The 25226-nt window shown below is 51.8% G+C and carries 25 protein-coding genes; 10 read left to right on the top strand and 15 right to left on the bottom strand.

All coding sequences use genetic code 11. The features are described from left to right. Positions 1–74: 74 nt before the first annotated feature. Positions 75–866 carry a DNA-binding transcriptional regulator KdgR gene (kdgR, locus tag OGV57_RS20815; protein ID WP_003833778.1) on the bottom strand — a complete coding sequence of 264 codons (792 nt, stop codon included), beginning with the start codon at positions 864–866 and terminating at the stop codon, positions 75–77. A 174-nt stretch (positions 867–1040) separates the two neighbouring features. Here kdgR and OGV57_RS20810 point away from each other — a divergent pair, with 174 nt between their 5' ends. Further along, positions 1041–2414, top strand: coding sequence for an MFS transporter (locus tag OGV57_RS20810; protein WP_054528456.1), 1374 nt, complete (start codon positions 1041–1043; stop codon positions 2412–2414). 46 nt (positions 2415–2460) lie between these two features. Here OGV57_RS20810 and htpX read toward each other — a convergent pair whose 3' ends face one another. From htpX to msrC, 4 genes are all read right to left on the bottom strand, one after another. Then, positions 2461–3342 carry a protease HtpX gene (gene htpX / locus OGV57_RS20805; RefSeq protein WP_286531642.1) on the bottom strand — a complete coding sequence of 294 codons (882 nt, stop codon included), beginning with the start codon at positions 3340–3342 and terminating at the stop codon, positions 2461–2463. 192 nt (positions 3343–3534) lie between these two features. After that, positions 3535–5583: a carboxy terminal-processing peptidase gene (prc, locus tag OGV57_RS20800; RefSeq protein ID WP_054528457.1), complete on the bottom strand. Its 2049-nt coding sequence runs from the start codon at positions 5581–5583 to the stop codon at positions 3535–3537. Between the two features lie 19 nt (positions 5584–5602). Next, on the bottom strand, positions 5603–6289 hold the full coding sequence (proQ, locus tag OGV57_RS20795) for an RNA chaperone ProQ (RefSeq protein ID WP_003034957.1): 687 nt from the start codon (positions 6287–6289) through the stop codon (positions 5603–5605). Positions 6290–6385: 96 nt separating this feature from the next. Continuing rightward, a complete protein-coding gene (msrC, locus tag OGV57_RS20790; RefSeq protein WP_003034953.1) occupies positions 6386–6883 on the bottom strand; it encodes a free L-methionine (R)-S-oxide reductase MsrC in 498 nt (165 codons plus the stop codon). A 128-nt stretch (positions 6884–7011) separates the two neighbouring features. Between msrC and yebS the strand changes: the two genes are divergently transcribed. The 5 genes from yebS to OGV57_RS20765 all read left to right on the top strand — a co-directional run bounded on the left by yebS (position 7012) and on the right by OGV57_RS20765 (position 13029). Then, the gene (gene yebS, locus OGV57_RS20785) at positions 7012–8295 is read left to right on the top strand and encodes a membrane integrity lipid transport subunit YebS (RefSeq protein WP_003841983.1); all 1284 of its coding nucleotides are present in this window, start codon (positions 7012–7014) and stop codon (positions 8293–8295) included. Further along, entirely contained in the window at positions 8264–10897 is a 2634-nt protein-coding gene (locus tag OGV57_RS20780) for a PqiB family protein (protein ID WP_054528458.1), read from the top strand. The genes yebS and OGV57_RS20780 overlap by 32 nt, the downstream gene beginning before the upstream one ends. 79 nt (positions 10898–10976) lie before the next feature. Then, the gene (gene rsmF / locus OGV57_RS20775; protein ID WP_071684131.1) at positions 10977–12398 is read left to right on the top strand and encodes a 16S rRNA (cytosine(1407)-C(5))-methyltransferase RsmF; all 1422 of its coding nucleotides are present in this window, start codon (positions 10977–10979) and stop codon (positions 12396–12398) included. A gap of 100 nt (positions 12399–12498) precedes the next feature. Continuing rightward, entirely contained in the window at positions 12499–12735 is a 237-nt protein-coding gene (locus OGV57_RS20770) for a YebV family protein (RefSeq protein ID WP_029139506.1), read from the top strand. A 102-nt stretch (positions 12736–12837) separates the two neighbouring features. Then, a complete protein-coding gene (locus tag OGV57_RS20765) occupies positions 12838–13029 on the top strand; it encodes a YdfD/YebW family protein (protein WP_003034941.1) in 192 nt (63 codons plus the stop codon). On the opposite strand, the gene pphA is transcribed toward OGV57_RS20765, so the two are convergent. The 4 genes from pphA to yobA all read right to left on the bottom strand — a co-directional run bounded on the left by pphA (position 13030) and on the right by yobA (position 15693). Next, positions 13030–13671 (bottom strand): protein-serine/threonine phosphatase, encoded by a 642-nt coding sequence (pphA, locus tag OGV57_RS20760; protein WP_054528459.1) that lies wholly within the window; start codon positions 13669–13671, stop codon positions 13030–13032. 412 nt (positions 13672–14083) lie between these two features. After that, positions 14084–14422, bottom strand: a complete 339-nt coding sequence (locus tag OGV57_RS20755) for a YebY family protein (RefSeq protein ID WP_003034934.1) — start codon at positions 14420–14422, stop codon at positions 14084–14086. Between the two features lie 20 nt (positions 14423–14442). Then, positions 14443–15315, bottom strand: a complete 873-nt coding sequence (copD, locus tag OGV57_RS20750; protein WP_032935389.1) for a copper homeostasis membrane protein CopD — start codon at positions 15313–15315, stop codon at positions 14443–14445. 3 nt (positions 15316–15318) lie between these two features. Continuing rightward, entirely contained in the window at positions 15319–15693 is a 375-nt protein-coding gene (yobA, locus tag OGV57_RS20745; protein WP_003034928.1) for a CopC domain-containing protein YobA, read from the bottom strand. Between the two features lie 143 nt (positions 15694–15836). Between yobA and OGV57_RS20740 the strand changes: the two genes are divergently transcribed. The 3 genes from OGV57_RS20740 to exoX all read left to right on the top strand — a co-directional run bounded on the left by OGV57_RS20740 (position 15837) and on the right by exoX (position 17516). After that, the gene (locus OGV57_RS20740; RefSeq protein ID WP_003034925.1) at positions 15837–16067 is read left to right on the top strand and encodes a DNA polymerase III subunit theta; all 231 of its coding nucleotides are present in this window, start codon (positions 15837–15839) and stop codon (positions 16065–16067) included. A 106-nt stretch (positions 16068–16173) separates the two neighbouring features. Further along, positions 16174–16830: a carbon-nitrogen hydrolase family protein gene (locus OGV57_RS20735; protein ID WP_003841657.1), complete on the top strand. Its 657-nt coding sequence runs from the start codon at positions 16174–16176 to the stop codon at positions 16828–16830. Between the two features lie 23 nt (positions 16831–16853). Then, positions 16854–17516, top strand: a complete 663-nt coding sequence (exoX, locus tag OGV57_RS20730; RefSeq protein ID WP_003833802.1) for an exodeoxyribonuclease X — start codon at positions 16854–16856, stop codon at positions 17514–17516. On the opposite strand, the gene ptrB is transcribed toward exoX, so the two are convergent. The 4 genes from ptrB to yebG form a co-directional block, all read right to left on the bottom strand. Beyond that, positions 17507–19561, bottom strand: coding sequence for an oligopeptidase B (ptrB, locus tag OGV57_RS20725; RefSeq protein WP_191218788.1), 2055 nt, complete (start codon positions 19559–19561; stop codon positions 17507–17509). The genes exoX and ptrB overlap by 10 nt on opposite strands. A gap of 86 nt (positions 19562–19647) precedes the next feature. Further along, complete coding sequence (locus OGV57_RS20720; protein ID WP_054528502.1) at positions 19648–20307, bottom strand: tellurite resistance TerB family protein; 660 nt, start codon at positions 20305–20307, stop codon at positions 19648–19650. 94 nt (positions 20308–20401) lie between these two features. Further along, on the bottom strand, positions 20402–20755 hold the full coding sequence (gene yebF, locus OGV57_RS20715; protein ID WP_054528503.1) for a protein YebF: 354 nt from the start codon (positions 20753–20755) through the stop codon (positions 20402–20404). A gap of 121 nt (positions 20756–20876) precedes the next feature. Continuing rightward, positions 20877–21167 carry a DNA damage-inducible protein YebG gene (gene yebG / locus OGV57_RS20710; RefSeq protein ID WP_003034906.1) on the bottom strand — a complete coding sequence of 97 codons (291 nt, stop codon included), beginning with the start codon at positions 21165–21167 and terminating at the stop codon, positions 20877–20879. Between the two features lie 131 nt (positions 21168–21298). Between yebG and purT the strand changes: the two genes are divergently transcribed. Beyond that, a complete protein-coding gene (gene purT, locus OGV57_RS20705) occupies positions 21299–22477 on the top strand; it encodes a formate-dependent phosphoribosylglycinamide formyltransferase (RefSeq protein ID WP_054528504.1) in 1179 nt (392 codons plus the stop codon). A 67-nt stretch (positions 22478–22544) separates the two neighbouring features. On the opposite strand, the gene kdgA is transcribed toward purT, so the two are convergent. Continuing rightward, entirely contained in the window at positions 22545–23186 is a 642-nt protein-coding gene (gene kdgA, locus OGV57_RS20700) for a bifunctional 4-hydroxy-2-oxoglutarate aldolase/2-dehydro-3-deoxy-phosphogluconate aldolase (protein WP_003034901.1), read from the bottom strand. Between the two features lie 34 nt (positions 23187–23220). Continuing rightward, on the bottom strand, positions 23221–25032 hold the full coding sequence (edd, locus tag OGV57_RS20695) for a phosphogluconate dehydratase (RefSeq protein ID WP_003841668.1): 1812 nt from the start codon (positions 25030–25032) through the stop codon (positions 23221–23223). Positions 25033–25226 lie beyond the last annotated feature (194 nt).

Here is a 25226-nt window from a genome sequence, read left to right as displayed (position 1 = left end):
ACATTATGACTGTTCATAAAAAACCCCAGATACAAAAATACCTGGGGTTTTTACGTTGACGTTATTACATCAGATTAGAACGGATAGTCGTTATAACCCATTTGTTCTGAAATTTTACGCGCAGCCGTATGCAGCATCGCCACATACTCGTGCAAACGTTCTTCTGAGAAACGCAGCGTCGGGAATGAAATACTCAAGCCTGCAATCACTACACCGAAACGGTCAAACACAGGTACACCGATGCAGCGCAGACCTTCTTCCTGTTCTTCGTTATCTTCACCGTAGCCCTGCTCGCGTACTTTATCCAGCAATACCAGCAGCTCATCAGTATTGGTAATAGTACGGTCGGTGCTGCGCTTGTACTCGATACCATCCAGAATCTGCTTCACTTCATCGCGGTCACGCCATGCCAGCAAAACTTTACCGATAGCTGTGCTGTACAGCGGATTACGGCGACCTACGCGAGAATACATGCGCAGATTGTACATAGAGTCGATTTTATGGATGTAGACGATGCTGTCTTCATCCAGTGCACCAAGGTGCACTGTCTCTTTGGTCAGGCGCGAAAGTTCGCGCATCTGAATATCAGCGCTACGGATAAGATCGACGTTTTGTAACGCGCGAGCACCCAGCTCGAATAGTTTCAGGGTCAGTGAGTATTTCTCAGACTCCCCTTCTTGTGCCACATAACCCAGCGTTTTCATGGTCTGCAAAAAGCGATAAACGGTGCTTTTTGACATCATGACGCGTTGCGACAACTCGGTAATACCAATTTCGCGCTCTTCACCCAGCGCCTGCAGAATGCCAAAAACCTTCAGCACGGAAGATACAGAATCGGGTTGTTTATCCAGATCTGCGATTGCCATTTATCACCCCTTTCGAGTGTTTTATAAAAATCAGAACCGGTTTTTATTATAATTTCACGTATCAGCCCTCGCAATCGCTCTTTGCTTACTTAGTTACAAATCTGCGACCTAACGCCTGAATATCAATGCTAAAATTATTATTCTCATCATAAATTCCAACAGTATTGACTTCCTATGGAAAAAACTCAGACCGATGGTCTGCCATTGCCCCAGCGATATGGCGCAATTTTAACCATTGTTATTGGCATCTCTATGGCAGTACTCGACGGCGCAATAGCAAACGTTGCCCTCCCCACTATCGCCACCGATCTTCAGGCCTCACCCGCCAGCTCAATCTGGATTGTGAACGCCTACCAAATTGCGATCGTTGTTTCGCTGTTATCGCTCTCTTTTTTAGGTGATATGTTTGGCTACCGACGCATTTATAAGTGTGGTCTGGTCGTGTTTCTGTTGGCATCGCTGTTTTGTGCCTTGTCAGACTCGCTGCATATGCTGACGTTAGCGCGCGTGGCTCAGGGTTTTGGCGGCGCGGCGCTGATGAGCGTTAATACGGCATTGATCCGACTCATTTATCCTCAGCGCCAGCTTGGCCGCGGGATGGGTATTAACTCCTTTATCGTGGCTGTATCCTCGGCAGCGGGTCCGACTATTGCGGCGGCAATTCTTTCTATTGCCTCGTGGAAATGGCTATTTCTGATTAACGTTCCATTGGGGATCATCGCCCTGCTGCTGGCTATGCGTTTTTTGCCACCCAATTCATCACGTAGCAATAAACCGCGCTTTGATCTGCCCAGCGCAATAATGAACGCCTTAACATTCGGTTTGTTGATCACGGCACTCAGCGGATTTGCACAGGGACAGTCACTAAAACTGATTGGTGGTGAACTTGTGGGGCTTCTCGTGGTAGGGTTTTTCTTTATCCGCCGCCAGCTCGCATTGCCAGTACCGTTATTACCGGTTGATCTACTACGCATTCCGCTGTTTTCACTCTCTATTTGCACCTCAATCTGTTCATTCAGCGCACAAATGCTGGCGATGGTTTCCCTGCCCTTTTTTATGCAAACGGTTCTCGGACGCAGCGAAGTTGAAACGGGCCTGCTGCTGACGCCGTGGCCGCTGGCAACCATGGTGATGGCCCCACTGGCGGGATATTTGATTGAACGTGTTCATGCAGGTCTGCTTGGCGCGCTGGGCATGGCAGTAATGGCGTGTGGGCTGTTTTCGCTGGTGTTACTGCCCGCATCACCTTCCGATTTTAATATCATCTGGCCAATGATTTTGTGTGGTGCGGGTTTTGGCTTGTTCCAGTCACCGAATAATCACACCATCATCACCTCCGCGCCGCGAGATCGTAGCGGAGGCGCGAGCGGTATGCTCGGAACGGCGCGCTTACTGGGTCAAAGTACCGGGGCCGCACTGGTTGCGCTGATGCTAAATCAGTTTGGTGACAGTGGAACGCACATCTCGCTGATAACAGCGGGCATTCTGGCTTCGCTGGCCGCAATCGTGAGTGGCTTACGTATTACACAACCGCGGGTTCAGTCATAAAAAAAGCGCGTCTGTCGACGCGCTTTTTGTTGTTGTCTGCTGCAGATTATTTCAGGTACTCACCGCTGCGCAGCGCTTCAATACGTTTGTCCAACGGGGGGTGAGTCATAAACAGCTCACTCAACGATTTGGATTTACCATTGATGCAGAACGCCATCATACTGGTCGCTTCCTGCGGCTCATAGCTGGTTTTCAGGCGCTGCAGCGCGGCGATCATTTTTTCACGACCCACCAGTTTTGCAGAACCGGCATCCGCATGGAATTCACGATGACGTGAGAACCACATGGTAATGATGCTCGCCAGAATACCAAACACCAGTTCCAGCACAGTCGCCACCGCAAAGTAGATCAACGGGTTACCGTTGCTACCCTCACCCTCATCACGGTTCCCGCCCATAAAGCCAGCGGCAATTTGCGCCAGAATACGTGAGATAAAGATAACGAAGGTGTTTACTACCCCCTGAATGAGCGTCATGGTCACCATATCGCCATTGGCAATGTGGCTGACCTCATGCGCGATAACCGCTTCGGCTTCATCCGGGCTCATGTTTTGCAACAGGCCAGTACTTACAGCCACCAGCGAGGCATCCCGGCGGGCACCGGTCGCAAACGCGTTAATATCTGGCGCGTGGTAGATTGCAACCTGTGGCATAGCGATCCCGGCCTGGCGGGCCTGATTCGCAACTGTATTCATCAGCCAGCGTTCTCTTTCATTGCGAGGCTGTTCGATCACTTCCCCGCCAACGGACTTTAACGCCATCCATTTGGACATCAGCAGCGAAATGAAGGAACCACCAAAACCAAACAGCAGTGCCATGATCAACAAGCCTTGAACGCTGCTTGACTGGATCCCTGTCAGGCTCAATACCAGCCCGAAAACGACCATCACAGCCAGGTTCGTCAGCAGGAAGAGCGCGATTCGCATCATAATTTTCTTTTAACCTCAATTTAACAAAACGCACTATGCGATTACCCATATCGTATGGGTCTTATGACTATTTTCAAGCATCCATAGGTGCTAAGTCACCAGAAAGACACAACTTTACATTTTATCGTATCAGGCTGACGTCTTCATGCACTTGTTAAAAAAACAGGCACAATTTCTTGTGCCTGTTCGAGGTTATTGACTGGTTGCGGGCTGTTCCGCTGGCTTCTCTTTCTCAAGATGCGCCAGGTCGAGCGCGATTTTTACCGTTTCATCCAGGTACGGATCCGGCTCCTGGTAATCCTTCGGCAAATCGTCCAGTTTCTTCAATGGCGGTTTGCCTTCACGTTTAAACCGATCGTTGATACGCGCCAGACGCATTGCGTCATCTTCGTTATTCTCTTTTTCACGCTGAGCGTAATTCAGAGAAGCGATGTTGCGCTTATCCTTCATCGCATTGAAACGCGCAATGTCCTTCATGATGTACTGGAACTCAGGATCGTTCGCAATACGTGCATTGTGCTCTTTCAGCAATTCAGGTCCGAACGGCGTCAAATTATCTGACTTAGTGTAGGTCGCAGCATCAATGCTGTCCCACGGCAGTGCGTTATCTTCAAACTTCTCGCCGGTTTCAGTTTCTTCATTACCTGTCGGCATGATGATATCCGGCGTAACGCCCTTACGCTGCGTGCTGCCACCGTTTACACGGTAGAATTTCTGGATCGTATACTGAACAGAGCCCAGCGCAGGCCATTCCGGACGCAGCATCTGATCGTAAATACGGTTCAGGGAGCGATACTGCTGGACGGTGCCTTTCCCAAAGGTTGGTTCACCAACGATCAACGCTCGGCCATAATCCTGCATTGCCGCAGCGAAAATCTCTGATGCTGAGGCGCTGAAGCGATCGACCAATACCACCAGCGGGCCTTTGTAGTACACAACGCCGTCGGTATCGCTGTCTTCACGCACTTTACCGTTATTATCACGAACCTGAACCACCGGGCCGGAAGGAATGAACAGACCGGAAAGCGAAACCGCTTCAGTCAGTGCTCCACCACCGTTAGTACGCAGATCGATGATAATACTGCTGACATTTTGTTTTTCCAGTTTCTGCAGTTGGACTTTGACATCATCAGTCAGGCCTACATAGAAGCCAGGAATATCCAGTACGCCAACTTTTTCTTTGCCAACGGTTTTCACGGACATTTTTACGGCGCGGTCTTCGAGACGAATACGTTCACGCGTTAGCGTCACGGTGCGCGTCTTGGTACCTTTACCGGCAGGCAGAATTTCAAGGCGTACCTTGCTGCCTTTAGGTCCTTTGATCAGTGCCACGACGTCATCCAGACGCCAGCCAATCACATCGACCATGCCCTTGCCCGTCTGCCCGACGCCGACAATACGATCGCCAACGCTGATCGACTTGCTCTTGGCTGCCGGACCACCTGCCACCATGGAGTTAATGACGGTGTAGTCATCATCCATTTGCAGAACCGCGCCAATACCTTCCAAAGACAAGCTCATTTCAGTATTGAACTGCTCGGTATTGCGCGGAGAGAGATAGTTAGTATGCGGGTCGATTTCACGGGCGAACGCTGTCATCGCCAGTGAGAACACATCTTCGCTGTTGGTCTGCGCCAGACGGCGAATCGCAAATTTGTAGCGGCGCGTCAGCGTTTCGCGAATTTCCGCATCGGTTTTACCGGTCAGCTTCAGGCTGAGTTCGTCAAATTTAACCTTGCCGTCCCACAGCGCATTTAGCTCTGTTTCGCTCTTCGGCCACGGCGCTTTGCTTCGGTCGAGGTTAAACGTGTCGTTACCGGTAAAATCCATTGGACGTGCCAGTACGCTTAATGCGTACTGATAACGTTCAAATCGGCGTTTTTGCGCCAGATTATAGAGATCGTAAAAGACATCCAGCTTGCCGGTGCGCAGTTCATCGCCGAGGACCGTTTTCTTTTTTGCATACTGTTCGATATCGCTCGCCAACAGCACATTGTGGCTGTAGTCGAGCAAATTCAAATAGCGGTCAAAAATTTTTGCCGAAAACGCCTGATCCAGATCGAACTGGCGATAGTGTGATCGCGTAAAACGCGAAGTCACACGTTCGCTTACCGTCGCATGCTGGGTTTCTTCCTTTAAAACGGGGATTTGATCGGCACGCGTGATGTCTTCCACAGCAAGTGCCTGGCCTGCTAATGCAAGCAGACCAGCTAACGCAGTAAGCCTAAAAAAAGTGTTCATGCCAGGCCTGGCCTCCGTTTCAGAACACCAGGTGTTCTGCGCGTACAATCAAAGACATACCCGAATTCAGCTGTACACGGACGCCATCTTTGGTGATTTCTAATACGGTGGCATCCATCGCATTATTTCCTGCTTTCACCTTCAGAGACTGCCCTACCGTCAGTACTGAAATATCAGATACCGGGGTATGCTGTTCTTCGCGAGGAGCACGCGGTGCTTTTGCTGCTGGTTTTTCAGCGCGAGGTTTACGCTCTGCACCTTCTTTACGACGCGGTGCAGGACGCGGCTTACGCTCGCGACGCGGTGCGCCTTCTTTTTCACCGGCAGCAGCAGCCGCTTCGCGTTTTTTCGCCTGTTGCTCTGCGCGTTGCGCCTGAACACGGGCTTTAGCTTCTTCCAGCTGTTTGCGCGCATGTTCAACATGTTGTTCATCCAGCTCACCACAAGGGTTGCCGTCGAGATCAACACGCGTTGCGCCCAATTTAACGCCGTACAGATAGCGCCAGCTTGAAGTATAGAGACGTAAGGCAGAACGGAGCTGAGTCTTGCTGAGGTTCATTTCGCCCTCAACACGCTCTACCAGATCCTGAAAAATGCCAATTTTCAGTGGGCGCGCTTCGCCTTCCGCACTAAAACACTGCGGGAAGCGTTCGGCCAGAAACGCGATGACTTCTTTACTGCTATTCAACTTAGGTTGATTTTCCATGAAATTTCCTGATTACAACGGACGTAGCCAACAAGCGCAGGCATGAACAGGCGACATTATAATGACGTCATCAGTAATTGCTACGTTATCCGTTGATTATCCTGCGACGTGCGCAAAGAATTTTTTGTAATCCGTCGTTGCAAGCACGGTTTCAAGCTGTGCCACCAGTGTACGCAGACCTTGTTCATCTTCCTCAGTAAAGCGGCCAAACGCCGTGCTATCGATATCCAGCACGCCGATTATCTGATTTTCGACGGTGATTGGCAGGACGATTTCAGCGTTGCTGGCGGCATCACAAGCAATGTGCCCATCAAAAGCATGTACGTCCTCAATACGCTGAACCTGGTTCTGCGCCACTGCTGTACCGCACACACCACGCCCTACCGGGATCCGCACGCAGGCAATTTTGCCCTGGAAGGGACCAAGCACCAGCGTATCGTCCTCAAGCAGGTAAAAACCGGCCCAATTCACTTCTGCAAGACGCTCGTACAACAATGCGCTGGTATTCGCCAGCGTTGCCAGAAAACTGGTTTCACCTGCCATCAATGCCTGAAAATCACGGTTCAGATCCGTGTATAGCTCTATTTTGTTCATTATGTAATCACTTAGTTGTCTTACTTAAAACTGCAGCCTACTAAAATAAACATTAAATGCGTTAATGCTCAAGATCATTCCCGTCATGAGTTAAGATAACATTACTTCAACAATTTGATTCGCGATACATGGCCTTAACGACACCACGCATCACGCCAACTAAAAAAATAGCCATCAGGTCCATCGGTGAGGCACTACCTCGTGCACATTATCATCGCTGCCCTGAATGTGACCTGATATTTAGCTTGCCTAAAATGCGTTCGCACCAAAGTGCCTTTTGCCCACGCTGCCAGGCAAAAATTCGCGACGGACGCGACTGGTCATTAACGCGACTGGCGGCAATGGCTTTCACCATGTTGCTGCTGATGCCCTTTGCCTGGGGAGAGCCACTCCTGCACATCTATTTATTAGGCGTGCGCATTGATGCCAATGTTATGCAAGGCATCTGGCAAATGACCCGACAAGGTGACCCCCTCACTGCTTCTTTCGTGCTTTTTTGCGTCGCTGGCGCGCCGCTAATTCTCGTGACCTCAATTGCTTATCTGTGGTTTGGCAATATTCTTGGGATGAACCTGCGCCCGGTGCTGCTGATGCTGGAAAGGCTCAAAGAGTGGGTGATGCTCGATATCTATCTTGTGGGCATTGGCGTCGCGTCGATCAAAGTTCAGGACTATGCTTTTTTGCAACCCGGTGTGGGGCTGTTTGCTTTTATTGCGCTGGTGATCCTCAGTATTTTGACGCTGTCGCACCTCAACGTAGAGCAGCTTTGGGACCGATTTTACCCGCAAAGACCAGCCCGTCGCCCTGATGAAAAGCTCCGCGTCTGCCTCGGTTGTCACTTTACAGGTTATCCGGACGCTCGGGGTCGCTGCCCTCGTTGCCATATCCCGCTGCGCTGGCGCAGGAATCAAAGCATCCAAAAGTGTTGGGCGGCGCTACTGGCCTCGATTGTCCTACTTTTGCCTGCTAATCTGCTGCCCATCTCGGTAATTTATGTCAACGGTGGTAGGCAGGAAGACACTATCCTGTCAGGCATAATGTCTTTGGCAAACAGCAACGTCGGCGTGGCGGCGATCGTTTTTATCGCCAGTATTCTGGTGCCATTCACCAAAGTGATTGTGATGTTTACGTTGCTCATCAGCATCCATTTTAACTGCGAGCAAGGATTGCGTACCCGCATAAAACTGCTGCGTATGGTGACCTGGATTGGCCGCTGGTCGATGCTGGATCTCTTTGTTATCGCTTTAACCATGTCGCTGATTAATCGCGATCAGATACTTGCTTTTACTATGGGACCGGCTGCGTTTTATTTCGGCGCGGCGGTAATATTGACTATTCTTGCTGTGGAATGGCTGGACAGCCGCTTACTTTGGGATGCACATGAGTCAGGAAACGCCCGCTTCGCAGACTGAAGCGCAGATTAAAACAAAACGCCGTATCTCTCCGTTCTGGCTGCTGCCGTTCATTGCACTGATGATCGCAGGATGGCTTATCTGGGGAAGCTATGAAGATCGCGGCAATACCGTAACCATTGACTTCATGTCCGCGGACGGCATTGTACCAGGACGCACGCCCGTTCGTTATCAGGGCGTTGAAGTGGGCACGGTGCAGGATATCAACCTCAGCAAAGATCTGCGTAAAATTGAAGTCCGCGTCAGCATCAAATCGAGCATGAAAGATGCACTGCGCAAAGATACCCAGTTCTGGCTGGTCACGCCGAAAGCGTCGCTGGCCGGCGTTTCGGGTCTGGATGCGTTGGTTGGTGGTAACTATATCGGCATGATGCCCGGAACCGGCGAGGAAGAAGATCATTTTGTTGCCCTCGACACACAGCCCAAATACCGTCTGGATAATGGCGATTTGATGCTGCATCTGCGGGCGCCTGACCTCGGTTCGCTCAATAGCGGTTCGCTGGTTTATTTCCGTAAGATTCCGGTGGGCCGAGTGTATGACTACACTATCAACCCCAACAATCAGGGCGTAACTATCGACGTGCTGATTGAACGTCGGTTTACCAATCTGGTGAAAAAAGGCAGCCGCTTCTGGAACGTCTCCGGTGTGAATGCGGATGTCAGTCTCAGCGGCGCGAAGATCAAACTGGAGAGTCTGGCCGCGCTGGTCAACGGCGCCATTGCTTTTGATTCGCCTGAAGACTCAAAACCCGCCGCAGCCGACGACACGTTTGGTTTATATCAGGATCTCGCGCACAGCCAGCGCGGGGTGATCGTCAAGCTTGACTTACCCAGCGGGGACGGACTCAAAGCTGGCTCAACATCGCTGATGTATCAAGGATTACAAGTCGGCCAACTCACCAAACTGGATTTAAATCCAGGCGGTAAAGTGACTGGAGAAATGACGGTCGACCCCAGCGTCGTAACGCTGCTGCGCGACAACACGCGGATTGAATTACACAGCCCTAAATTATCGTTAAACGATGTCAATCTCAGCTCACTGCTGACGGGTAAAACGTTTGAACTGGTCCCCGGCGAAGGCGAGCCGCGTAGCCAGTTTGTGGTTATCCCCGCAGAGAAGTCGTTGTTACACGATCCAGGAGTCATGACATTTACGCTCACCGCACCGGAAAGTTACGGTATTGATGCTGGCCAGCCGCTGATTCTCCACGGCGTACAGGTCGGTCAGGTGATTGAGCGCACGCTTTCCAGCAAAGGCGTTTCATTTACCGTTGCCATCGAACCGCAGCATCGTGACCTGGTGCAAGGTGACAGTAAGTTCGTGGTCAACAGCCGCGTGGACGTCAAAGTCGGACTTGATGGCGTGGAGTTCCTTGGCGCCAGCGCCAGCGAGTGGCTCAGCGGCGGCATTCGTATTTTGCCCGGTACGAAGGGGGAAATGAAAAAAAGCTACCCGCTGTATGCCAACCTGGAAAAAGCGATTGAAAACAGCCTGAGCGATCTGCCAACCACCACGGTCAGCCTGAGCGCCGAAACGCTGCCTGATGTGCAGGCCGGCTCGGTGGTTCTATACCGCAAATTCGAGGTCGGTGAAGTGATCAGCGTTCGTCCTCGCGCCGATGCATTTGATATCGATCTGCATATTAAACCGGAATATCGCAACCTGTTGACCAGCAACAGCGTGTTCTGGGCCGAAGGCGGAGCAAAAGTTCAGCTTAACGGCAGCGGATTAACCGTACAGGCATCTCCCCTTTCGCGCGCGCTCAAAGGGGCAATTAGCTTCGATAATTTAAGCGGTGCCAGCGCCAGCCAACGCAAAGGCGACAAGCGCATTCTGTATGCTTCGGAAACCGCCGCGCGTGCGGTAGGTGGCCAGATAACGCTGCATGCGTTCGATGCCGGTAAACTCGCTGCTGGCATGCCGATTCGCTACCTGGGAATCGATATCGGCCAGATTCAGACGCTTGAGCTGATCACCGCCCGTAACGAAGTGCAGGCAAAAGCAGTTCTGTACCCGGAATACGTGCAGACCTTCGCGCGAAGCGGTACCCGTTTCTCCGTGATCACCCCGCAAATTTCGGCAGCTGGCGTGGAGCATCTGGATACAATCCTGCAACCGTACATCAACGTTGAACCCGGACGCGGTAATCCGCGCCGTGATTTTGAGCTGCAGGAAGCCACCATTACCGACTCTCGTTACCTCGATGGTCTGAGTATTGTGGTGGAAGCACCGGAAGCAGGTTCACTGAATATCGGAACCCCAGTTTTGTTCAGAGGTATTGAAGTGGGGACCGTCACCGGGCTGACGCTGGGCTCGCTTTCCGATCGTGTGATGGTTGCCATGCGCATTAGCCAGCGCTATCAGCATCTGGTGCGCAACAACTCCGTGTTCTGGCTGGCATCCGGCTACAATCTTGACTTCGGCCTGACTGGCGGTGTCGTGAAGACCGGTACCTTCAATCAGTTCATCCGCGGCGGCATCGCCTTCGCGACTCCACCAGGCACACCGCTGGCTCCTAAAGCGCAGGCAGGTAAACACTTCCTGTTGCTCGAAAGCGAACCGAAAGAGTGGCGTGAATGGGGAACAGCCCTGCCACGATAATCTCTCCACTTGCTCCGGCGTACTCGCGCCGGAGCACTTATGCTACACTGCGCACCTGTTTTTTTGCCGGTGGTACCAAGTGGCTTATTTTCCCGATGCCTTTCTGACCCAAATGCGTGAAGCAATGCCTTCCACGCTCTCATTCGATGATTTTCTCGCTGCCTGTCAGCGCCCGTTGCGCCGCAGCATTCGCGTCAATACGCTGAAAATCTCCGTTGCCGATTTCCTCACACTGACAGCACCTTACAACTGGTCTCTCACTCCGGTTCCCTGGTGCGCTGAAGGTTTCTGGATCGAACGCGATGAAGAAGAGTCAGTGCCGCTCGGTAGCACAGCAGAACATTTAAGCGGCCTGTTTTATATTCAGGAAGCCAGCTCAATGCTGCCAGTCGCTGCGCTGTTTGCCGAAGGCAATACCCCGGAACGCGTAATGGATGTCGCGGCAGCCCCTGGCTCCAAAACCACGCAAATTGCCGCAAAAATGAATAATCGAGGCGCCATTCTGGCGAATGAATTTTCTGCCAGTCGCGTCAAAGTTCTGCATGCCAATATCAGCCGTTGCGGGATAGCCAACGTCGCCCTGACCCATTTTGACGGCCGGGTTTTTGGCGCTGCGTTGCCGGAATCATTTGATGCCATATTGCTCGACGCCCCGTGTTCCGGGGAAGGCGTAGTGCGTAAAGACCCCGATGCGCTAAAAAACTGGTCACCAGAAAGTAATCTGGAAATTGCCGCGACTCAGCGCGAACTGCTCGACAGCGCCTTTCACGCTCTGCGCCCCGGCGGCACGTTGGTTTACTCCACCTGTACACTTAACCGTGAAGAAAATGAAAACGTCATGCAGTGGTTGATTGAAACCTACCCGGACGCCGTCGAGTTTTTACCACTCGGCGATTTATTTCCACAGGCCGAACGCGCTCTGACGCCGGAAGGATTCCTGCATGTGTTTCCGCAAATTTACGATTGCGAAGGTTTCTTCGTTGCGCGTTTGCGCAAAACAGCCGCCATCCCTCCACTACCTGCGCCGACATATAAAGTCGGTAACTTCCCGTTTAGCCCGCTGAAAGGACGCGAGTCCGCGCTTGTCGCGCAAGCCGCGAGCGCTTGTGGACTGCAGTGGGAAGATAATTTACGCCTGTGGCAGCGCGATAAAGAGATTTGGCTATTCCCAACAGAAATTGAGCCACTGATCGGCAAAGTCCGCTTTTCCCGACTCGGCGTCAAATTAGCGGAAACGCACAATAAAGGTTACCGCTGGCAGCATGAAGCCGTCATCGCGTTCGCCAACCCAAATCACAGCCATGCGTTTGAACTGACGCTTGCCGAAGCTGAAGAGTGGTACCGCGGCCGGGATGTCTACCCACAAGCCACACCGACGAGTGACGACGTACTGGTTACATTCCAGCATCAGCCTATCGGTCTGGCAAAACGTATTGGATCGCGACTGAAGAATAGCTACCCACGCGATCTTGTCCGGGATGGCAAACTCTTTACGGGATAACGCACGTTTTTACTGGCGCTTTTGCTAACGTTGACTACGCTGAAAAATGGACGACCTAACTGGTCGTACCACAATTAGCAAATTAACGGAGAGCACGATGATGAAAACCAGTGTGCGCATTGGCGCTTTTGAAATCGACGACGCCGAGTTACATGGCGAATCGCCGGGGGACCGAACGTTAACCATTCCGTGTAAATCCGACCCGGATTTATGTATGCAACTGGATGCCTGGGATGCCGATACCAGTGTCCCGGCCCTGTTGAACGGAGAACATTCAGTACTATTTCGCGAACACTACGATCGTAAGTCAGATGCCTGGATCATGCGCCTTGCCTGATTCAAAAAGAACCCGTCGCCAGACGGGTTATTTCCTGGTTAATTTCCCTCATCTATCAACATCTTCTACACTACAGCTATGGCTTTACCATTTGAGGATGGAATGTTCACGCTGGTTCTTTTTGTGTGCTACCTGGATGGCGGTTGTGAAGATATCGTGGTTGATGTCTACAAAACTGAGCAGCAGTGCCTGATATCGATGGACGATCAACGTATTCGTAACGGAGGGTGTTTACCCGCGGATGACTACATCGATAGTTTCTGGCACCCGGCCCAGGAATACAGCGATTTTTGATTATTGCAGTTGTACCAGCGTTAACTCGCCGCCAAATACAGCACCGGTATCAATATAATGCAGATTCTCGCGATCCAGCCGATGGCGCAACGGCGTGTGGCCAAACCAGAAGTGATCCGCACCGCGAATCCCACAACCGTTGTTCATTAGCCTCGAACGATCCCACAGCACACGCTGTAAATCGATCTTTTTTAGCCACTGATAATCATCATCCGGGTAATCGGCATGAGCAATAACGTGTATGCCGTTTTGACAGTGCAGCTCCAGAATCCAGGGTAATTGCCAACACTCTTCAAGAGCGAATTTCGCTGCCGGTTGCTCCGCCTGCGCATACCACGAGCCACCATTCATTAACCACATGAATTTATCCCCCGTCGCCAGCGCGTCCAGCGCCATCTGTTCATGATTCCCCCTGACCGCGACAATCCAGCGTTTACGCAATAATTTCAGGCAACGCAAACTGTCTGGTCCACGGTCAATAACATCCCCCACTGAAACCAGCAGATCCAGCCAGGGATCAAAACGGTACTGGCGCAGTTTAGCCATCAGTATCGAGAAGCAGCCGTGGATATCCCCAACCACCCAGACGTGACGCCACTGCGTACCGTCGATTCGTTGATAGATATTGTCAGGTCGTCCCATGTCGCCTCCAGAGTACAAGGGTACCTGATTATAATTTTAGCAATGATGGTAAAAAAGCCTGGACGATCGTGGGCAGGAGTATGGTATGGTTTATGGAGAATGCAGCATGCGATAAGCCGTGTTTTGCCCTGGATGGCATCGCATTCGCCACATAAAAAGAGACCGAATACGATTCCTGTATTCGGTCCAGGGAAATGGCTCTTGGGAGAGAGCCGTGCGCTAAAAGTTGGCATTAATGCAGGCTAAGTTACCCTGCCATTTAAGAATAGATGACAGCGCCAGGTTTTCCAGTCCGCGACTAAAGTGGCCGGAAAAAAAGGACGTTTGTTACACATCCAAACGCAAAAACCGCAAGTTCTCGTGCGAGAACCTTGCGGTTTTTTATTGGAAATCAGAGCGCTACATCTGACAATTAGCAGAGCTTTTCTGCACGCTCCACAAACGGTGCCAGGCTCATTTTTTCGCCCGGTTTCGCCGGATCATCAATCTGGATAATCTCGATCGGCTTTGCCGTGGTTTTTCCGCTCTCCATCTGCTGTCTGGCAACATCATTCAACGGGTATTGCACCAGCGTACTGGGATTGATGACATACAGCGCGTTACCCGGGCGGCAGGTCAGCATCACCTCTTCCCGATTAAACGCCCACTTATCTTTGCCAACCTCAAAACGGCTGACGGTAATGACCTGCGGCGCAGCCAGCGCGGCTCCGGAGCTTGCCAGGAGTAATAAAGAGATAATGATTTTTTTCATGCGTTTCGCCAGTCCATCAATCAGAAAGGTTCAAGGGTTGCAAACAGGCTGACAATTGCCAGCACAACGGCTCCTATACCCCATTCCAGCTTGGTCATCCAAATAAAATAGAGAGTCATGCCGCGGTTATCCTGCTGCATGCGTGGTACCAGAACATACCGATTCACCAGCGCAATCGCCACCATTAGCATGACCAGGGCACCTTTTAACAAAAGCAGTCGCCCGTAAGCCATGTGCCAGGGAACAGAAAAACCGACAATAAACAGCACATTCATAATACCGGTAAGTAAAACACCAATAACAAAAAGATGCCCGTAGCGGGAGAAACGCATCATGGTGCTGATGGCCTGTTCTCGCCAGCGGCCATGCGCCATTCGCATACAGTAAAGTACGGGTAGCAGGCCACCGAACCAGGCGGCGGCGCATATCAGATGCAAGGCATGGTTAACCTGCTGGATTGCCCCAGTAATACCACTATGCAGCGTCGCATGCCCGACGCCAGCCAGCAAAATAAACTGCGCAATCGTCAGCATTAACAGCCGTCGCGGCATGCTACGCGGTACGATAATAACCACCACCAGAGTGACCAGCGCGAGGATAATCTGCCATAACCAGACGCCGCCAAACTGCGTTTGCAACACCGCGCCCCATACATCTGTAGAGATAACATCCCGCCAGCCTGAGCCCATTAACCCGCCCTGGATCGCCAGCATCAGCGTCGCGCTGATAAAGCTCCACGTTGCGGCATGCCGTTGCAGACGCAAAAAACGACGCATCATTAAACGACGAACCGAAACGGGAGCCAGCCATGCGCCGTAAAGCGCACAGCCAAACACCAGCATCAACGTGGTAAAATGGATAAACCGTAATGCAACCCAGGTAAATGCCAGCATCGGTTATTTCACGCTAAAGGTATATTGCCCCTTCGTCTTGTGACCATCCACGGAAACAACGTGCCAGTCGACCGTATATTTTCCAGCTTCAAGTGTTTGATCAAGCGGAACAATCAGCTGTGTTTTGTCCTGCTCACTGCGTGACGCCTTACCCGTTTTGATCTGTTCTTTGTTTGGACCTGTTAGCTTTGCGCCGCTGAATCCCGGCTCTACGCCTTCAGAAAAATTCAGCGTCAACGCCTGAGGAGATGCCGCAACCTCGGCATTAGCCGCCGGGCTTTGTTTTGTGAGGTGGGCATGCGCCAGGGCGGCGGGCGTTGCCAGCACGCTGGCAAGTACGATGAGAGCGCTGCGAAGCATAGATGCAGATGAAGCCATTTCAACTATTCCTTTTTGTTATGTCTAATCTATAGAGAATAACCTTCTACAATGATCGAGTCGAGAATCATCATTTCGGTCTTGCCATTAATGCACACTCTTAGTAACTTTGCGCGCCGAAAGACAGAGAAAAGGAGAAGCCCATGAACATCAATCTGGCCAAACTTGAGCAAGCGGAAATGGATAAGGTCAATGTTGACCTGGCCGCTGCGGGTGTAGCGTTTAAGGAGCGATACAACATGCCGGTTGTTGCCGAAGTTGTTGAGCGTGAACAGCCCGAACATTTACGCGACTGGTTTCGCGAAAGACTCATCGCGCACCGACTGGCATCCGTTTCCCTTTCACGTTTACCTTACGAGCCTAAAGTTAAATAAAACTTATACTACGTTACGATTCCTTACATGATGGCTGCTACAGTATAAGTATATTCTTAATCTATACTTTCAGGATGATTGTAGACACTATGAAAAGGAAATCATTATGTCACACTGGAAAATCGCAGCAGCGCAGTACGAACCTCTTCACACCTCAGTTACCGAGCATGTCGCACATCACCTGCAATTCATTCAGGCAGCCGCCCAATGCCAATGTGAATTGCTGGTCTTTCCTTCCCTCTCCTTGTTAGGTTGTGTTGATGAACATGACGCGCTTCCTGCCCCGCCCGATGAAGCGCTGTTAGAACCTCTCGCCCATGCCGCCGTGACTTATCGTATGACAATCATTGCGGGACTACCGGTGGAACATAACAACCGGTTCGTAAAAGGCATCGCGCTCTTTTCTCCCTGGATGACCTCGCCCTTAACGTTTCATCAAAGTCACGGAGCCTGTATCGCCAGACAGCAAAATGCCATTAGCGTAGTGGATAGCCAACCGGAAGGAATCGATATCGACCCGGCTTACTCCCTGTTCACGAGCAGTCAGTCCATTAGCGAACCCGAATTGCTCTCCTCCACATCTCGTCTACAGAGTTTCTCGCATAAGTTTGCCATAGCTGTATTAATGGCCAACGCGCGTGGCAGCAGCGCGTTATGGGATGAGCGAGGCCGATTGATTGTTCGCGCAGACAGCGGTTCTTTGCTGTTAACCGGTCAACGCACGCCACGGGGTTGGCAAGGTGATATCATTCCATTACGCTAGTCGTTTTGGGTCAGGAGCATGGCATGTTGCGCATAATAGATACAGAAACCTGTGGTCTACAGGGAGGCATTGTTGAAATTGCTTCTGTCGATGTGGTTGACGGAAAAATAGTCAACCCAATGAGCCACCTGGTACGCCCTGACCGCCCCATCAGCCCACAGGCGATGGCTATCCATCGCATTACTGAAGCAATGGTGGCCGATAAGCCGTGGATTGAAGACGTCATCCCGCAGTATTACGGCAGCGAGTGGTACGTGGCGCACAATGCCAGCTTTGACCGCCGTGTATTACCCGATATGCCCGGAGAGTGGATTTGCACCATGAAGCTCTCCCGTCGTTTGTGGCCGGGGATCAAATACAGCAACATGGCGCTGTATAAATCGCGCAAGCTGAGCGTACAGACGCCAGCGGGTCTCCACCATCACCGCGCCCTGTACGACTGCTACATCACTGCTGCACTCCTGATCGACATCATGCAGACGTCAGGCTGGACAGCCGATCAAATGGTCGATATTACCGGCCGTCCCGCGTTACTCACTACTTTCACTTTTGGTAAGTACCGCGGAAAACCGGTATCAGAAGTGGCTGAACGCGATCCGGGCTATCTGCGCTGGTTATTTAATAACCTTGATAATATGAGCCCGGAACTGCGATTAACGCTAAAACACTATTTGGATCACGCCTGAGCAGGCAGTGTTCCCTGCGCCAGTCCAATCAAAAAAGCGTACTCAAGAGCCACACCTTCGTAAGATTTAAAACGCCCGGATTTACCGCCGTGTCCGGAATCCATATCCGTGCAAAGTAGCAGCAAACGATCGTCCGTTTTCAGCTCACGCAGTTTTGCCACCCATTTTGCTGGTTCCCAGTATTGCACCTGGGAATCGTGTAATCCCGTCGTGACCAGCAGATGCGGATACGCCTGCGCGGTTACATTGTCATACGGACTGTAGCTTTTCATATAGGTGTAATACTCTTCGTCCTGCGGATTACCCCACTCTTCAAACTCACCGGTCGTCAGGGGAATTGATTCATCCAGCATTGTGGTCAGCACATCGACAAACGGCACCTGAGCAATAACACCATGGAAGCGTTCCGGGCGCTCATTAATGGCGACGCCCATTAACATGCCCCCGGCGCTTCCTCCCATGCCATAACATAACTCAGGCGCGCCATAGCCCATTTTTAGCAGCGCATCACAGACGTCGAGGTAATCATTAAAAGTATTTTTCTTGCGCAGAAACTTACCGTCCTCGTACCACTGTTGTCCTAATTCACCACCGCCACGCACATGGGCAATGGCGTAAACAAAGCCGCGATCCAGTAAGCTTAAACGGCTACTGCTGAAATCGGCATCCATGCTGGCGCCATATGAGCCATAGCCATAAACCAGTAACGGATTTTTTCCTTTCAGGAAATACTTTTGATGATATACCAGCGAAACCGGAACCTCGGTGCCATCACGTGCCGTTATCCATACGTGTTCGCTACGGTAATTCGCCGCATCAAATCCGGGGACCTCCGTCTGCTTAAGCACACGACGTTCCCCGGTGTCCATATCCAGTTCAAACAATGTGTCCGGGGTAGTCATGGAGGAATAGCCATAGCGCAGGCGCGATGTCTCCGGCTCTGGATTATAGGCAAGCCAGGTCACATATGCCGGATCGTCAAAGGCGATCCCGACCACTTCGCGCGTTTTACGATTAATCTGCCGCAGGCTGGTTAAGCCCCGCTGACGCTCTTCTACCACCAGCCAGTCGGTGAATAACGTAAAGCCCTCCAGCATCACGTTGTCACGCGGTGGGATCAGCATCTCCCAGGCTTGCTCATCACGAACACGGGTACGGTACAGGCCGAAATTTTTCCCCTGACGGTTGGAGCGCAGATAAAAATTGTGCTGATAGTGATCGAGACTGTATTCGTGGTCTTTGCGTCGCGCTAAAAAGACCAACGGTTCGGCATCTGCCAGTTCTGCATCAAGCAACAAAACTTCACTGGTGGTCGCACTGGCAATGTGGATAATCACATAATGCAATGATGTGGTTTTATGCAGACTGACATAAAACATGTCATCGGCTTCTTCATACACCAGCTCATCCAGTGACGATGGCGAGCCGACTGTATGTCGCCAGACCTGATACGGCAATAACGTCGTTTCGTGCTTGCGCACGTAATAGAAAGTCTGAGAATCATTCGCCCATACCAAATCCGCTTCGACGTTTTCCAGCACTTCCGGATACCAGTTGCCGCTTTGCAGGTTGCGAAAACGCACGCCATATTGCCGGCGAGAGAGATAATCTTCGGCCAGTGCCATGATGGTGTTATCCGGTGATATCGCCAGCCCTCCCAGCGTATAAAACTCGCTGTGTGCCGCGCGCTGGTTCCCATCCAACAGAGTGTCCCAATCATCCCACTCTTCACTGAAGGCAGACTGACGCTGATAAATGGCATATTCGCACCCCGGTTCATAAATATGCCGGTAGCGATAACCATTCTTCACATAGGGGGCAGAAGCATCCTGAGGCGGGATACGGTCGATAATCTCTTTCAGGACGCGACCCTGCAAAGCCTGCTGCGAGGCCATAACCTGACGACCATACGCATTTTCTTGTTGCAGATAATCCAGCACTTCTGGCTGCGAGCGAGTGTCATCTCGCAACCAGTAATAATTATCAACACGAGTATCGCCATGCTGCGTCATGGCGTGGGGAATACGAGAAGCTTTTGGTAGCATGTCATTGTTCTTTTGCTTAAACATCCTATAAGGGTGGCAAAAGACAGCAATGATGCAAGCGAAACATGCGCCTTAGCGGTAAGTAATTAACCCGGTAACGCCTGTTTTTGTTCCTTGAGATCCTGTTCAATGCCTTCACGAACATCCTGCGGGATCTTCAACGCATCGCCCAGCGCATTGAGATAACTACGCTCCATAAAGTGGTCGATATCAATCGCCGCACAGCTGAGGAAGTAAATTTCTAGCGCTTCTTCTTCGTTACGGATCCCATGCGCCAGACGCTGAGGGTCTAACGGTTGTTCTATGGCGCGTTCAATCAGAATGCGGCCCTGCTCTTCCACGCCCGCTTCACGGAGCTGCTGCTCAATAGCGCTACGTTCTTTGGCATCAATATGGCCATCGCTTTTCGCCGCAAAAACCAGCGCCAGAATCAGGCGTTCGGTTCGCTCATCCAGCGGTGAGCTTTGTGCACCAAACTGCGGCTCATCCTGATGCGCTGCGCGAACTTTATCCTTGTACTTGTTCCATAACACAGTCCCGGCAACCGCGCCGCCGCCCACCAGAAGCGCGCTGGTGCCGTATTTACTCAGTAATTTACGAGAAGATTTGTTGGCAACCAGTAATCCTGCCAGACCGCCTAACGCGCCTGGAACCAGAAGTTTACTCAGCCCTTGCTCGCCAGAAGATGACGCGGAGGAACCTTTTTGCCCAAGAAGAGATTGTAGTTGATTTAGCCAGTTAGCCATTTTGCCCCTCAAGTACAGACGAATAATCATCAAAGCGTACCCGAGGGGATGTCAGGAAGTGTTCAGGTCATCAAAAGATGTGCAAATACCTCCGTTACTGCGGCTGATACTCCGCTGTTCCGGCTTTGCAGTCGACTTTTACCTGATAGTGAATATCCGCACTTTTACCGCGAACCGTCAGGGGAACTGACCATTTCCCGTCTTTGCCCGCAATATCGGGCGTGTTTACCCAGGCGACAGGATCGGCTTGCCCGACGCGCTTTTGATCGTCAGCCCAGCGCGCGATGCGATTTTGTTGATAATCACGTTTCACGCTCGCCGCAATACCGTTAGCGTCCAGTCCCTCACACTTGGGGAACTGGACGTTTTTGCTTTCCATATTTGCCGCAAATACAGATACGCTGGCAGACAGCAGCAGCAGGCTCAATAACGCTCTTTTTTTATACATTCTTTTCTCCTTAATCTCCCCTTCGTCATTCAGATTGCCTGTAGCAACGTGAAATAACGTCAGGGATTGCACAATGATTCAGGGAAAAGCATGGTACAAAACGTCAGGAGCGCAAGTCGTTTCAGGCAGCCTGAGTATCATCCCCAGCGTGCGCATCGTTTTCGACAGCCTGCGGCGAAGGCAGCTTGCCATTTTTCAGAATGGCGCTCAGCACATCTTTTTGCTCAGCCAGCCACAGGGAAAGCGCTTCGCGCTGCTCGTCTTCAAGCGCTACCGGCGATTGCTCCAGCCATGTGTCGAGCAGATCTGCTGTATCCAGCATTTTGTCATACGCATCGGCTTCCTTTTTGCTGGTAAACGACATTTTTTCCTCACCTTCCCGAATGACAACGTATTTAACTTCAACCGCCATTTTGCAGCCTCTTAAATTACCTGTATTTATGTACAGTATATTCTTTTTAAGCCCTGAAATCAACCTGGTAATAAAGACAGACGCAAACGTTTTCGTATATACTGCGCCCAGATAAAACAGGGGATTAATTTATGACGTTATTAGGCACAGCGCTGCGTCCAGCAGCAACGCGAGTGATGTTATTAGGTTCGGGAGAACTGGGTAAAGAAGTGGCAATTGAATGTCAACGCCTGGGTGTGGAAGTCATTGCCGTGGATCGTTACCCCGACGCGCCAGCCATGCACGTTGCCCATCGCTCATACGTTATCAACATGCTGGATGGCGAAGCATTACGCCAGCTCGTCGAGCGTGAAAAACCACATTATATCGTGCCGGAAATTGAGGCGATCGCCACGGATATGCTGGTAAAACTGGAGCAGGAAGGCCAGCGTGTTGTGCCATGTGCAAGAGCAACGCAACTGACCATGAACCGGGAAGGAATCCGTCGCCTCGCCGCCGAAGAATTGTCTCTACCGACCTCTTCTTACCGCTTTGCCGACAGTGAAGTCCGCTTTCGCGAAGCCGTCGCTGAAATCGGCTATCCCTGCATCGTGAAACCGGTAATGAGTTCGTCCGGTAAAGGACAAAGCTTTATCCGTTCAGCCGATCAGCTCACTGCAGCCTGGGACTATGCTCAACAGGGCGGTCGGGCTGGTGCCGGACGCGTTATCGTCGAAGGCGTAGTGAATTTTGATTTTGAAATCACCCTGCTAACCGTTAGCGCCGTTGATGGCGTGCATTTCTGCGCGCCGGTTGGACATCGACAGGAAGATGGCGATTATCGCGAGTCCTGGCAGCCGCAGCAGATGAGTGAACTGGCGCTGGCGCGAGCTCAGGAGATTGCCCGCAAGGTGGTGCTGGCGCTGGGTGGTCACGGACTATTTGGCGTGGAGCTGTTTGTCTGCGGTGATGAGGTGATTTTCAGCGAAGTCTCCCCTCGCCCTCACGACACGGGTATGGTGACCTTAATTTCGCAGGATCTGTCTGAGTTTGCCCTGCACGTACGTGCATTTCTCGGTCTGCCCGTTGGCGAAATCCGCCAGTATGGGCCTTCTGCTTCCGCTGTTATTCTGCCGAAACTTACCAGTCAGAATATCACGTTTGATAACGTGCAGGCCGCTGTAGGTGCGGGTATGCAAGTTAGGTTCTTCGGCAAACCGGAAATCGACGGGAGCCGTCGTCTGGGCGTTGTGCTGGCCACAGCACAGAGCATTGAAGATGCGGTGATACGCGCGAAAGACGCGGCCGCACAGGTGAAAGTTACTGGATAAAAAAACGGGCCGAATGGCCCGTTACAGATTCCCATGCCCGGTAGTGATTACCGGGCATTTTGCGCAATTATTGCTTCGCGCCTTCAACAGCCTCACGAGCCAGTTTGGTAATACGATCGTAATCACCCGCTTCCAGAGCATCCGCCGGAACCAGCCAGGAACCGCCGATGCACAGCACGCTTTTCAGTGCCAGGTAGTCGCGGTAATTCGCTGGAGAGATCCCACCGGTTGGGCAGAAACGGACCTGTGAGAACGGACCCGCAATCGCCTGCAGCGCTTTAGTACCGCCATTTGCTTCAGCAGGGAAGAATTTGAACTCTTTCAAACCGTAGTCCATACCCAGCATCAGTTCAGATACGGTGCTGATACCAGGGATCAACGGAATAGTGCCTTCAGTTGCGGCTTTCAGCAACGGCTCGGTCAGACCCGGACTGATAGCAAACTGTGCACCGGCTTCGGTAACTTCAGCCAGCTGTTGTGGATTCAGTACAGTACCTGCACCAACGATAGCGTCCGGAACTTCTTTTGCGATCGCGCGAATGGCATCCATCGCACATGCGGTACGTAGGGTCACTTCCAGAACGCGCACGCCTCCTGCAACCAGCGCTTTTGCCATCGGCACTGCGTGTTCCAGTTTATTAACCACGATAACCGGTACAACCGGGCCAGTGGTCAGGATTGCTTCTGCACTTGTCTTCCAGTTTTTCATCAGAGTTTTCTCTCGCCTGATTACAAAATAAGTCTTAAAAAGTGATACAGGTTGCGCCCTGTTCCGCACCGGACAGCTTTTCACGCAACGCGCTGAACATTTCACGGCCTGTGCCCACGCGCGATGCGCTGAGGTCAGGAATATGAGGCTGACGAGAAGCAAGTTCCTCTTCATCAACCAGCAGCGTCAATTCACCTGTCTGTCCATTCACACGAATGATGTCGCCATCGCGTACTTTTGCCAGCAGCCCGCCATCATAGGCTTCTGGGGTTACATGGATTGCTGAAGGCACTTTACCTGAAGCACCTGAAAGTCGTCCATCGGTAACTAACGCAATTTTGAAACAACGGTCCAATAATACACCAAGTGGCGGCATGAGTTTATGTAATTCTGGCATTCCGTTTGCTTTTGGTCCCTGATGGCGCACAACCACTACGCAATCACGGTCGAGCAGTCCCGCATCGAAGGCAGGTAATACATCATGCTGACTTTCGAAAACAACCGCGGGCGCTTCAATCACCTGATTTTCTACCGGTACCGCCGACGTTTTCATCACTGCGCGGCCGAGGTTTCCACTCAGCACTTTGGTGCCGCCGTGGTGGGAGAAAGGCTGGTCAAAGGTGGCTATCACGTTGCTGTCCAGCGACTTCGCCGCACCTTCACGCCAGTCCAGCTCACCCTCGTTGAGCCAGGGTTCCATGGTGTAGCGCGATAAACCAAACCCGGCAACGGTGTTCACATCTTCATGCAGCAGACCCGCGTTAAGCAGTTCACGCATTAACACCGGCACGCCACCCGCCGCCTGGAAGTGGTTAATGTCTGCCGGACCATTCGGGTACAGACGCGCCATCAGCGGCACGATATCGGACAGATCGGAGAAGTCGTCCCAGTTAATCAGAATACCGGCTGCGCGCGCCATCGCGACCAGGTGCATTGTATGGTTAGTGGAGCCCCCGGTCGCCAGCAGCGCGACAATACCGTTGACCACTACTTTTTCATCGATCATTTTACCGATCGGCATCCATTCATTGCCGTTGCCGGTCAGACGCGTTACCTGACGAGCCGCAGCGGCGGTCAACGCTTCGCGCAGCGGCGCATCCGGGTGCACGAATGAGGATCCTGGCAGTTGCATCCCCATAAACTCCACTACCATCTGGTTGGTGTTTGCCGTGCCATAGAACGTACAGGTACCCGGTGCGTGATAAGACGCAGCTTCGGATTCAAGCAGCGCCATACGATCGACTTTACCTTCAGCATACAGCTGACGGATACGCACTTTTTCTTTGTTCGCCAGACCACTCGCCATCGGGCCAGAGGGAATAAAGATCGAAGGCAGATGACCAAATGACAGTGCCGCCATCACCAGACCCGGGACAATTTTGTCGCACACGCCAAGGAATAACGCGCCGTCGAACATATTGTGTGAGAGTCCCACAGCAGCCGACATAGCAATCACTTCGCGACTAAGCAGCGAAAGCTCCATCCCATCCTGTCCCTGGGTCACACCGTCGCACATCGCAGGAACACCGCCAGCAACCTGGCCTACCGCATTGGCTTCATGCAGCGCTTTACGAATGATGTCCGGGTAATGTTCGTACGGCTGATGCGCGGAAAGCATGTCGTTATAGGAGGTAATGATCGCGATATTGTTACGCAGCATGCTTTTCAGCGAAGCCTTGTCATCCGGCTGGCAGGCAGCAAAACCATGCGCCAGGTTACCGCACGCCAGTTGTGAACGATGAACGGTAGTCGATTTCGCTTGTTCAATACGGGCAAGGTAGGCGGAACGTGTGTCGCGAGAACGTTCGACGATACGTTGTGTTACGCGTAACAAATTCGGATTCATAGAGGCTCCTAAAATTTATCTGTCAGAGCGTTGGAAAAACAATGTGTTTCAGTTGGGTTAAAAACAGCTGAATCGCTTGTTAGCCGTAGCTCAGGGGCAAAATCGTTTCAGGCAGTGTAATAAAAAAAGCCCCGCGGGTGAATCCACGCGAGGCTTAAAAGTGCAAAAATTATTCTACAATCTGTGTTAGATCA

This window comes from Citrobacter sp. Cf087 (assembly GCF_030334285.1).
Lineage (GTDB): Bacteria > Pseudomonadota > Gammaproteobacteria > Enterobacterales > Enterobacteriaceae > Citrobacter > Citrobacter freundii.
Note: the sequence above shows the minus strand (reverse complement) of the source record. Positions and strands in the feature narration are given on the sequence as shown.